This is a genomic window from Pseudomonas sp. S36, from assembly GCF_016647875.1.
In the GTDB taxonomy this organism is placed as follows: domain Bacteria; phylum Pseudomonadota; class Gammaproteobacteria; order Pseudomonadales; family Pseudomonadaceae; genus Aquipseudomonas; species Aquipseudomonas parafulva.
Window position 1 is genome coordinate 1 of the sequence record NZ_JACVVG010000038.1, and the last position, 13,013, is coordinate 13,013.

The 13,013-nt window shown below is 64.9% G+C and carries 6 protein-coding genes; 5 read left to right on the forward strand and 1 reads right to left on the reverse strand.

The window, feature by feature from the left end:
• Positions 1 to 148: 148 nt before the first annotated feature.
• The 3 genes from recC to recD are packed head-to-tail and all read left to right on the forward strand — an operon-like array spanning position 149 to position 9,371.
• On the forward strand, positions 149 to 3,625 hold the full coding sequence (gene recC / locus IAE36_RS18465) for an exodeoxyribonuclease V subunit gamma (protein WP_201213929.1): 3,477 nt from the start codon (positions 149 to 151) through the stop codon (positions 3,623 to 3,625).
• The gene (gene recB / locus IAE36_RS18470; protein ID WP_201213931.1) at positions 3,622 to 7,299 is read left to right on the forward strand and encodes an exodeoxyribonuclease V subunit beta; all 3,678 of its coding nucleotides are present in this window, start codon (positions 3,622 to 3,624) and stop codon (positions 7,297 to 7,299) included. Before recC ends, recB begins: the two co-directional genes overlap by 4 nt.
• The gene (gene recD, locus IAE36_RS18475) at positions 7,296 to 9,371 is read left to right on the forward strand and encodes an exodeoxyribonuclease V subunit alpha (protein WP_201213933.1); all 2,076 of its coding nucleotides are present in this window, start codon (positions 7,296 to 7,298) and stop codon (positions 9,369 to 9,371) included. Before recB ends, recD begins: the two co-directional genes overlap by 4 nt.
• 76 nt (positions 9,372 to 9,447) lie before the next feature.
• On the opposite strand, the gene IAE36_RS18480 is transcribed toward recD, so the two are convergent.
• Entirely contained in the window at positions 9,448 to 10,395 is a 948-nt protein-coding gene (locus tag IAE36_RS18480; RefSeq protein ID WP_201213935.1) for a LysR family transcriptional regulator, read from the reverse strand.
• 132 nt (positions 10,396 to 10,527) lie between these two features.
• Here IAE36_RS18480 and IAE36_RS18485 point away from each other — a divergent pair, with 132 nt between their 5' ends.
• Entirely contained in the window at positions 10,528 to 12,054 is a 1,527-nt protein-coding gene (locus tag IAE36_RS18485; protein ID WP_028633350.1) for a CoA-acylating methylmalonate-semialdehyde dehydrogenase, read from the forward strand.
• Positions 12,055 to 12,064: 10 nt separating this feature from the next.
• Positions 12,065 to 12,952, forward strand: coding sequence for a 3-hydroxyisobutyrate dehydrogenase (mmsB, locus tag IAE36_RS18490; RefSeq protein ID WP_201213937.1), 888 nt, complete (start codon positions 12,065 to 12,067; stop codon positions 12,950 to 12,952).
• The last annotated feature ends 61 nt before the right edge of the window (positions 12,953 to 13,013 follow it).

The window sequence follows — 13,013 nt, forward strand, 5'->3', positions numbered from 1 at the left end:
CATGTGAGAGTAGGTCATCGTCAAGATTCATTTCGCAAAACCCCTATCTGCACATGCAGGTAGGGGTTTTGTCTTTGTGGGCTAGAAACTCCCCAGCCCCGTGATATCGTTCCCCATCACGTCACCCGCGCCCGCCAGAGACCTGCCGATGTCCAACAGCTGCCTGCACCCCGGTTTCATGATCGTCCATGGCAACCGCCTCGACGACCTGCGAAGCTTGGTCGTGAGCTGGATGCGCCGCTATCCGCTGGCGCCGCTGGAGAATGAAATCGCCCTGGTGCAAAGCAATGGCATTGCCCAGTGGCTCAAGCTGGCCCTGGCAGAAGACCCGCTTGAAGACGACCAGGGCGGTTGTGGTATCGCCGCAGCCATCGACGTGCAGCTACCCGGCAGCTTCATGTGGCAGTTGTACCGCAGCGTGCTGGGCCGCGAGGAAATCCCCGAGGTTTCACTGCTCGACAAGTCACCCTTGACCTGGCGCCTGATGCGCCTGCTGCCAACGCTGGTGGAGCAACAGCACTTCGAGCCACTGCGGCGCTTTCTGACCGACGACAGCGACCTGCGCAAGCGTTATCAGCTGGCTGAGCGCCTGGCAGACCTGTTCGACCAGTACCAGGTTTACCGAGCCGACTGGCTCAAGGCCTGGGCTGCTGGCGACCACATCGTCATCACCGCCCGCGGCGAGCGCAAACCACTGCCGGCGGGCAACCGTTGGCAGGCCGAGCTGTGGCGCGCGTTGCTGGAAGACGTCGGCCAGCAAGGCATGGCCCAGAGCCGCGCCGGTGTGCACCAGCGCTTTATCGAATGCATTGATCAATTGCAGCAGGCACCTGCCGGGCTGCCACAACGGGTAATCGTGTTCGGTATTTCCTCGCTGCCCGCCCAGGCACTGGAGGCATTGGCCGGCCTGGCCAGGTTCAGCCAGGTACTGCTGTGCGTGCACAACCCCTGCCGGCACCATTGGGCTGACATCGTTGCCGACAAGGACCTGTTGCGACACCAGTACAAGCGCCAGCAGCGCAAGCAAGGCATGCCCCTGCAACTGGACGATCAGTCGCTGCACCAGCACGCCCACCCGCTGTTGGCGGCTTGGGGCAAGCAAGGCCGCGACTACATCAACCTGCTCGACAGCTACGACGACCCCGGCAGCTATCAGGGCGTATTCAGCGACGGCCGCATCGACCTGTTCAGTGATGGCAACCCCGCCACAGTGCTCAACCAACTCCAGGACGACATCCTGGAACTGCGCCCGCTCGCTGAATCCCGCGCATTGTGGGGGCCGGTGGATCCAGTCAGTGATCGCTCGGTGCGCTTCCACATTGCCCACAGCCCGCAGCGTGAAGTGGAAATTCTTCACGATCAGCTGCTTGCCCGGTTCAGTGCCGATGCCACTTTGCGCCCGCGCGACGTGATCGTCATGCTGCCGGATATCGACACCTACGCGCCGCACATCCGCGCGGTGTTCGGCCAGTTGCCCCGCAAAGACCCCCGTCATATCCCCTTCACCCTGACCGACCAAGGCCAGCGTGGACGCGAGCCGCTGTTGATCGCCCTGGAGCACCTGCTGAAACTGCCGGAGAGCCGTTTCGCCGTGAGTGAGGTGCTCGACCTGCTGGATGTGCCGGCAGTGCGTGCCCGCTTTGGCATCCGCGAAGCTGACTTGCCCACCCTGCACCGCTGGATCGAGGGTGCAGGTATTCGTTGGGGGTTGAATGCTGATCAGCGGGCCAGCCTTGGTTTGCCCGGCGGCCTAGAGCAAAACTCCTGGCGCTTTGGCCTGCGCCGCATGCTGCTGGGTTATGCCGTGGGTATCGGGGAAGCGTGCGACGGCATTGAGCCCTATGACGAAATCGGTGGCCTGGACGCGGCATTGATTGGCCCGCTGGTCGCCTTGCTCGATGCGCTTGAGGTTGCCTGCGAAGCGTTGGCCACGCCGGCTACCGTCGAGCAGTGGGGCGAGCGCCTGAATGCCCTGTTGCAGGTGTTTTTCGTTGCCGACGACGAACGTGACGAATTTCTGCTGATGCAGTTGCAGGACCTTCGCGAAACCTGGCTGCAGGTGTGTGAAACAGTGGGCCTGCAAGACCCGTTGCCGTTGACGGTAGTGCGTGAGGCTTGGTTGTCTGGGCTGGATGAAGGCAAGTTGTCCCAGCGCTTTCTGGCCGGTTCGGTAAATTTCTGCACCCTCATGCCCATGCGCGCCATTCCGTTTCGGGTGGTCTGCCTGCTGGGCATGAACGACGGTGACTACCCGCGAGCGCAGCAGCCGCTCGACTTCGACCTCATGGCCAGTGACTACCGCCCCGGTGATCGCTCCCGGCGCGAGGACGACCGCTACCTGCTGCTTGAGGCACTGCTTTCAGCCCGGGATCAGCTGTATGTCAGTTGGGTCGGGCGCAGCATTCGCGACAACAGCGAGCGCCCCGCTTCGGTACTCATCGGCCAGTTGCGTGATCACATTGCTGCCGGTTGGCGCCTGCCTGGCGCCGAGCAGCACGACCTGCAGGCCGCAGGTGAGCAGTTGCTGCATGCCCTGACCCAGGAACACCCGCTGCAGCCATTCAGCCCGCGCTACTTCGAGCGCGGCAGCCCGCTGTTCAGCTATGCCCACGAGTGGCAGGTACTGCACCAGCAGGCTCCTGTGGACAACCCGGCCGAAGCGCTGGAGCCATTCATCGATGATGAACCGCTCAGCCTGAACCAACTGAGTGACTTTCTGCGTCACCCGGTCAGGCACTTCTTCAGCCAGCGACTGAAGGTTTACTTTGAGGCGTTGGAGGCCCCAACACCGGACGAAGAGCCCTTTGTGCTCGATGCGTTGCAACGCTACGCCGCCAGCGAAAGCCTGCTGGGCGCAGCGCTGGCCGACCCGGCCAACGCGCAGCCCGCCCTGCACACTCAGGCCCGACGCCTGCAGGCCAGCGGGCTGCTGCCGCTGGCAGGCTTTGGCCAGCTGTTGCAGGATGAATTGATCGAGCCGTTGCCCAACCTGCTGCAGCGTCACCAGCAGCTCCTGGCCCGGTGGCCGACGCAGGTGGACGGCGCCTTGCCGGTGCATTTCGAGCAGGGGCCGCACCGCCTGGAAGGCTGGCTTGGCCGGGTGTTCCAGTCTGACGACCAGAGCCTGTTGAGCATCACTACCGTGCCCAATACCCTCAGCGCCGGGCGAAACAGCCTCAAGTGGCACCGGCTGATCGCGCCCTGGGTCACCCACCTGGCGGCGTGCGCCGCCGGGTATCCCTATCACAGCGCCCTGGTGGCCAGTGACCTGACCTTGCTACTGCCCCCGCTTGACCCGCAACAGGCCGCGCAACGGCTCGGCGAGCTGATGGTGGCTCGCCAGGCAGGCATGAGCGCGCCGTTGCCGGTTGCGCCGAAAACAGCCTTCGCCTGGCTGGGCCAGGACGACAGCGATAAAGCCCTGGCGGCGGCAGCCCGCGCCTATGAAGGCGATGAGCGCAACAGCGGTGGCGAGCGTGACGAGAGCGTCGCCCTGGCCCGTCAGTACCGCGACTTTGCCGCGCTGACTGCTGACGAAACCTTCGAAGGCTGGTGTGAAGCCTTGTATCGCCCCCTGTTCGATGCCCCCTGGCAGACCCTGGGCAACCCGGAGACAGCCGCATGACCCAGGACCGCCCACTGGCCTTGACCTTCCCCCTGCACGGCAGCCAACTGATCGAGGCCAGCGCCGGCACCGGCAAGACCTTCACCATCTCTGCGCTGTACCTGCGCCTGATCCTTGGCCACGGTGGCGAGCACGGCTTTGCCCGCGAACTGCTGCCACCTCAGATCCTGGTGGTGACCTTCACCGACGCCGCTACCAAAGAACTGCGCGAGCGTATTCGTACGCGCCTGGCGGAGGCGGCGCGGTTTTTCCGGGGTGAACTGGTAGCCGCCGACCCGCTGCTGGTGCAACTGCGTGATGACTACCCGCAGGACGCCTGGCCCCGCTGCGCCGGGCGCCTGGAAATCGCCGTGCAATGGATGGACGAGGCCGCTGTCTCGACCATTCACGGCTGGTGCCAGCGCATGCTGCGTGAACATGCCTTTGACAGCGGTAGCCTGTTCACTCAGACCCTGGAAACCGACCACAGCGAGCTGCTGGGCCAGGTCATGCGCGACTACTGGCGGCGTTTCTGCTACGGCATGCAAACCCAGGCACTGGCCTGGGTGCGCAGCCATTGGGGCAGCCCTGATGCCTTGCTGCCCCGCATCCGGCCCCTGTTCGGGCGGGTGCGCACCGAACCGTCAGGGCCTGACCCTGAGGCCCTGATCGACGCCGCGCTGCGTGAACGCGACGGGCAACTGGCCCAGCTGAAAGCGCCGTGGGCAGCCTGGGCCGAAGAGCTGCGGCAGGTTTGCCGTGATGCCCTGGCAGCCAAGCAGGTAGATGGGCGCAAGATGCAGGCCCGCTATTTCGAACCCTGGTTCGACAAACTCGCCCTTTGGGCCGCCGACCCGCAGTGCATAGAGCTGGACCTGGGTACCGGCTTCACCCGCCTGACGCCGGCGGGCATGGCCGAGGCCTGGAAGGTCGGCGAGCCGCCGACGCACCCGGCGCTGGACGCCATGCAGACCCTGCAGCAAAACCTACAGGCCCTGGCCACCCCTGACGCCGCGTTGCTTGAGCACGCGGCGGGTTGGGTGGCTGCCAGGTTCGAGGTGGAGAAACGCCGCCGCGCCGAGATGGGCTTCGACGACATGCTGCTGCGCTTGCAGCACGCCTTGAACGGTGATGCCGGGGAACGCCTGGCCAGCCTGGTGCGCGAGCAGTTCCCGGTGGCGCTCATCGACGAGTTCCAAGATACCGACCCCGTGCAATACGGCATTTTCGAACGCATCTACCAGATCGGTGAAAACCGCGCCGAAACCGGCCTGTTCATGATCGGCGACCCCAAGCAGGCCATCTATGCCTTCCGCGGCGCCGATATCTACACCTACCTGGCTGCACGGCGCGCCACCCATGGGCGCTTGCACAGCCTGGACACCAACTACCGCTCCAGCAAGGCCATGGTCGCGGCGGTGAACCAGGTGTTTCTGCAAGCCGAAACCCGCGCGGCAGGGCGGGGCGCGTTTCTGTTCCGTGAAGCCGAGGACAACCCGTTGCCCTTCATTGCCGTGCGCGCCAAGGGCCGCAGCGAGCAACTGATGCTCGACGGGCAGCCGTGCGCCGCCTTGCAGTGCTGGCAACTGGCAAGTGATGCACCCGTTTCCGGGAGCCTTTACCGCAAGGAAATGGCAGCCAGTTGTGCCAGCCATATCGTCTCGCTGCTCAACGGCGGCCAGCAGGGTATGGCAGGCTTCCTGAACGCACAGGGCGAGCTGCGTCCCTGCCTGCCGTCAGACATCGCCATCCTGGTGCGTGATGGGCATGAGGCGCAGCTGGTACGTGCAGAGCTCGCTGCACGGGGTGTTCGCAGCGTCTACCTGTCCGACAAGGACTCGGTGTTCAGCGCACAGGAGGCACATGACTTGCTGGCCTGGCTGAAAGCCTGTGCAGAGCCAGATTCGGAGCGCTTGCTCAAGGCGGCCCTGGCCAGCGTTACCCTCGGCCTGTCGCTCACCGCGCTGGACCGCCTCAACCAGGACGAGCGGGTTTGGGAAGACTGGGTCATGCGCTTTCGCGCTTACCGTGAAACCTGGCAGCGCCAGGGCGTGTTGCCGATGCTGCGGCACCTGCTGCACGACTTCGAGCTGCCGCGCACGCTCATCCGCCGCACTGACGGCGAGCGGGTGCTCACCAATTTGCTGCACCTGGCCGAGCTGCTGCAACAGGCAGCCGGTGAGCTGGACGGTGAGCAAGCGTTGGTCCGTCACCTGGCCGAGCAACTGGCCAATGCCGGCCAGGCGGGCGAGGAGCAGATTCTGCGCCTGGAGAGTGATGAGCAACTGGTCAAGGTGGTGACCATTCACAAGTCCAAGGGGCTGGAATATCCCCTGGTCTACCTGCCGTTCATCTGCACCAGCAAGCCGGTGGACGGTAGCCGCCTGCCGCTGGCCTGGCATGACGGCCAAGGCAATGCCCACCTCACCCTCACCCCCGACGCGCAGCAGATCGAACGCGCCGACGACGAGCGTCTGGCCGAGGACCTGCGGTTGCTGTACGTGGCCCTGACTCGCGCCCAGCATGCCTGCTGGTTGGGTGTTGCCGACCTCAAGCGCGGTAACCACAAGCGCTCACAGCTGCACCGGTCGGCCTTGGGTTACCTGTTGGGCGGGGGCGCGGAACTGGCTGATTCCCAGCAATTGACGGTATGGCTGCAAACACTGGCAGACACCAGCCCGCACATCACCTGCCCAGGCCTGCCAACGGCTGAAGCCCAGCATTACCGCATGCCCCACGCCCAGCGTGAGCTGGCGGCGGCGCGCACCCCGCGGCGCTCGGCAGCCGAGCACTGGTGGATCGCCTCCTACAGCGCCTTGCGCATCGGTGACCAGGCGTTGGGCGCCGACAGTTCCCAGGCCCAACAACTGCTGGATGATGAATGGGTTGATGCCACGGCCCTGCGCGAAGTGGCGGCAGGCAGTGGCGATATCCACCGTTTCCCCCGCGGTCCGAACCCGGGTACCTTCCTGCACGGGCTGCTGGAATGGGCGGGCCGTGAAGGCTTCGACAAGGTAGCCAGCAACGCCAGCCTGATCGAACGTACGGTCGGGCAACGCTGCAATCGCCGTGGCTGGGAAGGGTTCATACCCACATTGACCGAATGGCTGGCCCGCCTGCTGACCGAACCTTTGCCGCTGGCAGCAGGCGGCCTCAGCCTGACCCTGGGCCAACTGAGCCGCTACCAGGTAGAGATGGAGTTCTGGTTCGCCAGCCATCAGGTCGATGCGCAGCAGCTCGACCGCCTGGTAGCACACCATACTCACCCTGGGCAGCCGCGCCCGGCGGCTCAACCCACGCTGCTCAACGGGATGTTCAAGGGTTTCATCGACCTGGCGTTCGAGCTGGACGGGCGCTACTACGTCACCGACTACAAGTCCAACTGGCTGGGCCCGGATATCCAGGCTTATGACCACGCGGCCATGCAGCGCGCCATCCTCGAACACCGCTACGACCTCCAGTACGTCCTCTACCTGCTGGCTTTGCACCGCCAGCTGCGGGCTCGGCTGGCGGACTACGACTACGACCGCCACGTGGGCGGTGCGCTGTTCATTTTTCTGCGCGGGGCCAGCAGCAGCGGGCATGGCGTGTACCACACCCGGCCCCCGCGTGCGCTTATCGAAGGCCTTGATGCGCTGTTCCGGGGCGAGCATCCGCCCGTGCAGCAAGACCTGTTTGCCGGAGTCGAGCCATGAGCCGCACCTTGATGGACCTGTTACCCACGCCGCTGCAGGCCGAGCACTTGCTGGCACTGGCGCCCCAGCGCAACAGCAATGACCTGTTGCAACTGCTCGATCGTTGGGTGGAGCGCGGCTGGCTGCGCGCCCTGGACCGCGCGTTCGTGTCATTTCTCGAGGAACGCGCGCCGGGCAGCGACCCACTGCTGTTGCTGGCCGCTGCCCTGGCCAGCCACCAGCTGGGCCACGGGCATGTCTGCCTGGACCTGCAGCAGACCCTGGCCGAGCCAGACTTCGCGCTGTCGTTGCCACCCGAGGGCGATGCCCTGATCGGGCCGTTGCTGTTGCCTTCGCAGTTGTTGGCCAACCTCGACCTGCACGCTTGGCGCCAGCGCATCGCCGCAAGCCCGCTGGTTGCGGCCGGCAATGCGCCCGGCCAGCACACCCGGCCACTGGTGCTCAGCGGCGAGCGCCTGTACTTGCGCCGTTACTGGAGCTACGAACGGCGGATCGATCACAACCTGCGCCTGCGGCTGACCCAGGCAGAAGCCTTGCCCGCCGACTTGCCCGCTCGCCTCGCCCAGTTGTTCGAGGCGGGTGAGTCACCCGGGCAGGTTGACTGGCAGAAGCTGGCCTGTGCCCTGGCGACGCGGGCCGGTTTCAGCATCATCACCGGGGGGCCCGGCACCGGCAAGACCACCACGGTGGTGCGCCTGCTGGCCTTGCTGCAGGCGCCGGCGGTGGAACAGGGCAGGCCGCTGCGCATCCGCTTGGCCGCCCCCACCGGCAAGGCTGCTGCGCGGCTTACCGAGTCCATTGGCCAGCAGGTCGAGCGCCTGCAGGTGAGTGATGAGGTGCGCGGGCATATTCCCACCGAGGTCAGCACCGTCCACCGCCTGCTCGGCAGCCGCCCTGGGTCGCGGCACTTCCGCCACCATGCTGGCAACCCGTTGCCGCTGGACGTGCTGGTGGTCGATGAGGCCTCCATGATCGACCTCGAGATGATGGCCAACTTGCTCGATGCCCTGCCGCCCAAGGCACGGCTGGTGCTCCTGGGGGACAAGGACCAGCTGGCGTCGGTAGAAGCAGGCGCGGTGCTCGGCGACCTGTGCCGGGATGCGGAGCAGGGTTGCTATTCCCCGGCCACCCAGGCATGGCTCGAAGGCATTGGCGGCCAGTCGCTGGCAGGCAGCGGCCTCACAAGCGGTGATGCCCACCGTCACCCACTGGCACAGCAGGTGGTGATGCTGCGGTTTTCCCGGCGTTTCGGCGAGGGTAGTGGCATTGGCCAGCTGGCACGGCTGGTCAACCGCCAGGACAGCGACGGCGCACGCAACCTGCTGGCCAAGCCCCCGGCCGATGTTCACAGCCTGGCCTTGAAACAGGAGCACGACCGCGCCCTCGACCGGCTGCTGCTCGATGGCCTCAACCTGGGCGTCGACGGCCCCCAGGGCTATCGAGGCTATCTGCGCACCCTCGGCCGCTATCGGCCGGCCCTGGGCACCGCATTCGATGACCCGGCCTGGGAACACTGGGCTGCCCGGGTACTGCACAGCTTCGAAGACTTCCAGTTGCTGTGCGCCGTGCGCCGGGGGGCCTGGGGTGTCGAGGGCCTCAACGAGCGTGTGGCGCGGGTGCTGCACACTGCCGGTCTGATCGACACCCAGCAGCCTTGGTACGAAGGCCGCCCGGTGCTGGTGACCCGCAATGACTACGGCCTGGGCCTGATGAACGGTGACATCGGCATCGCCCTGCGCCTGCCGGACGAGCAGGGTATGCCCCTGCTGCGTGTGGCGTTCCCGCGTAACGATGGCAGCGGTGGCGTGCGCTTCGTGCTGCCCAGCCGGCTGAACGAAGTGGAAACCGTGTTCGCCATGACCGTGCACAAATCCCAGGGTTCGGAGTTTGGCCATACCGCCCTGGTGCTACCCGATGCACTGAACCCGGTACTGACCAAAGAACTGGTGTACACCGGCATCACCCGGGCCAAGCACTGCTTCACCTTGGTCGAGCCACGCCAGGGGATCTTTGAAGAGGCGGTGGCGCGGAAGGTGCGGCGGATTTCCGGGTTGATGCTTGAAGAGGTTTAGGGCCAGACAAAGGTGCAGGCAATCGCCAGCGATGGGCTGCCACGCAGCCCCACCAACCCCCAGCGGTGCCACCCGCTCACTCCAGAAACTGACAGGTGTGCGTCTCCCCTAGCAACATTGAACGGTTCAGCTCTGTGACCTCACGGATGTAATCCCACAGCAGGGTGATGCGCTTCAACTTGCGCAAGTCCTCCCGGCAGTACATCCAGAATTGCCGCGTCACCTCTACCTGCTCCGGCAGCACCGTGACCAACCTTGGGTCTTGTGCGGCCAGAAAACACGGCAGAATTGCCAGGCCACGGCCCTGCAAGGCCGCCGTGTACTGGGCGATCACGCTGGTGCTGCGCAGGTGCGCAGTGGCGCTGGGGATCAGGTTGGCCAGGTACAGCAGCTCCGAGCTGAACGCCAGGTCATCGACGTAGCTGATGAACGGGTGCCCCGCCAGGTCCGCTACCTGCCTTATCGGCGCGTGGCTGTCGAGGTAGGGCTGGGTGGCGTACAGCCGCAAACGGTAGTCGCAGAGCTTGCAGCATACATAGGGCCCGTGCTCTGGCCGCTCCAGGGCGATGACGATATCCGCCTCGCGTTTGGACAGGCTGATGAAGTGCGGAAGCGGCAGGATGTCCACGGAGATTGCCGGGTAGGCCTCAACGAAGTGGCTGAGCTGGGGGGTGATGAAGAAGCTGCCAAAGCCTTCCGTACAGCCCATCCGCACATGCCCGGACAGCGCCACACCCGACCCCGATACCTGCTCGCACGCCATGTGCAGCGTGCTTTCAATGGTTTCTGCATAGCTCAACAGGCGCTGGCCCTCCGCGGTCAGTACGAAGCCTGTGGTACGCGACTTCTCGAACAGCAAGGTGCCCAGCGCCCCCTCCAGTGAACTGATGCGCCGGGACACCGTGGTGTAGTCCACACCCAGGCGTTTGGCGGCGGTGCTGGCTTTGCGGGTTCGGGCGACTTCAAGAAAGAACTTCAGGTCGTCCCAGTTCAATGCGCTGAGGGATGTGAGGTCTTTTTGCATGATGATCCGGTTTTTTTGTGCGTTCTTGTTGGATGTTTGCACATCTATACTCGAAACATGCCTTTCAACGCCACCCCGCGTTTGCCCGGCGCTGGCGATCTCGTCCTGACAATAATTCCAAGGAGAACGCAGATGAATGCACCGCAATCCCCCGACCAGGCCAAAGTCGAGCAGGTAAAGCTGCTGATCGACGGGCAATGGGTGGCGTCCAGCACCGGGGAGTGGCGTGACGTCGTCAACCCGGCCACCCAGCAAGTGCTGGCACGTGTGCCGTTCGCCACGGTGCAGGAGGTTGACGCTGCGGTGGCGGCAGCCCAGCGCGCCTTCGTGAGCTGGCGTGACACCCCGATTGGTGCGCGCATGCGCATCATGCTCAAACTGCAGGCGCTGATCCGCGAGCACAGCAAGCGCATCGCCCAGGTGCTCAGCGCCGAACAGGGCAAAACCCTCGCCGATGCCGAGGGCGATATTTTCCGCGGGCTGGAGGTGGTGGAACACGCGGCGTCCATCGGTACGCTGCAGATGGGCGAGTTTGCCGAGAACGTGGCCGGCGGCGTGGACACGTACACGCTGCGCCAGCCGATCGGCGTGTGTGCGGGTATCACCCCGTTCAACTTCCCCGCCATGATCCCCCTGTGGATGTTCCCCATGGCCATCGTGTGCGGCAATACCTTCGTGCTCAAGCCTTCCGAGCAGGACCCGCTTTCCACCCTGTTGCTGGTGGAACTGGCGCTGGAAGCCGGTGTGCCGCCTGGCGTGCTCAACGTGGTGCATGGCGGCAAGCAGGTGGTGGACGCCATCTGCACGCACAAGGACATCAAGGCGATTTCGTTCGTGGGCTCAACCGAGGTGGGTACCCACGTGTACAACCTGGCCAGCCAGCACGGCAAGCGCGTGCAGTCGATGATGGGGGCGAAGAACCATGCGGTAGTGCTGCCTGACGCCAACCGCACGCAAACCGTCAATGCCTTGGTCGGCGCCGCATTTGGGGCAGCCGGGCAGCGTTGCATGGCCACGTCGGTGGCGGTGTTGGTGGGCAAGGCCCGGGAGTGGCTGCCGGACATCAAGGCGGCTGCCAGCAAGCTGAAGGTGAACGCCGGCAGCGAGCCTGGCACCGATGTCGGCCCTGTGGTTTCTAGGCGCGCCAAGGAGCGTGTGCTTGGCCTGATCGAAAGTGGCATCCGCGAGGGGGCGAAACTGGAGCTCGATGGCCGCGATGTGAAGGTGCCCGGTTACGAGCAGGGCAACTTCGTCGGCCCCACCCTGTTCTCCGGTGTCACCACCGACATGCAGGTGTACACCCAGGAGATCTTCGGCCCGGTGCTGGTGACCCTCGAGGTGGATACCCTCGACGAAGCCATCGCCCTGGTCAATGCCAACCCCTTCGGTAATGGCACCGGCCTGTTCACCCAAAGCGGCGCGGCTGCGCGCAAGTTCCAGAGCGAGATCGATGTCGGCCAGGTCGGCATCAACATCCCCATTCCGGTGCCTGTGCCTTTCTTCAGCTTTACCGGCTCGCGGGGCTCCAAGCTGGGCGACCTTGGCCCGTACGGCAAGCAGGTCGTGCAGTTCTACACTCAGACCAAGACCGTCACCGCGCGCTGGTTCGATGACGACAGTGTCAATGACGGTGTGAACACCACCATCAGCCTGCGCTAAGGAGTACCGCATGCGTATTGCATTCATCGGCTTGGGCAACATGGGGGCACCCATGGCCCGCAACCTGATCAAGGCCGGGCACGCGCTTGAATTGTTCGACCTGAACAAGGAGGTGTTGGCAGAACTTGCCGCACTGGGTGGGCACATCAGCGCCTCGCCCAAGGAGGCAGCGGCTGCCGCCGAGCTGGTCATCACCATGCTGCCGGCCGCTGCCCATGTGCGCAGCGTGTACCTGAACGAGGACGGCGTGCTGGCCGGTATCCGCCCAGGCACCCCTACGCTTGACTGCAGCACCATCGACCCACAAACGGCGCGCGAGGTGTGCAAGGCTGCTGCGGCCAAAGGTGTCGACATGGGGGATGCACCCGTCTCTGGTGGCACCGGGGGCGCGGCGGCGGGCACCTTGACCTTCATGGTCGGCGCCAGTGCTGAACTGTTCGCCACCCTCAAGCCGGTGCTGGAGCACATGGGCCGTAACATCGTGCATTGCGGCGATGTAGGTACCGGGCAGATCGCCAAGATCTGCAACAACCTGCTGCTGGGTATTTCGATGATCGGTGTTTCCGAGGCCATGGCCCTGGGCAACGCGCTGGGCATCGATACCCAGGTGCTGGCGGGGATCATCAACAGTTCTACAGGCCGGTGCTGGAGTTCGGACACCTATAACCCCTGGCCAGGCGTCATCGAGACTGCACCCGCGGCACGCGGCTACACCGGCGGCTTCGGTGCCGAGCTGATGCTCAAGGACCTGGGGCTGGCCACGGAAGCTGCGCGGCAGGCGCATCAGCCGGTGATTCTTGGCGCCGTCGCCCAGCAGTTGTACCAGGCCATGAGCTTGCGCGGGGACGGTGGCAAAGACTTCTCTGCCATCGTCGAGGGGTACCGCAAGAAGGTTTGAGGCAAGCAGTGGACTTTACCGCAGGCCTGGCGCCCCTCCCTCTGTAACTGCGCACCAGAGG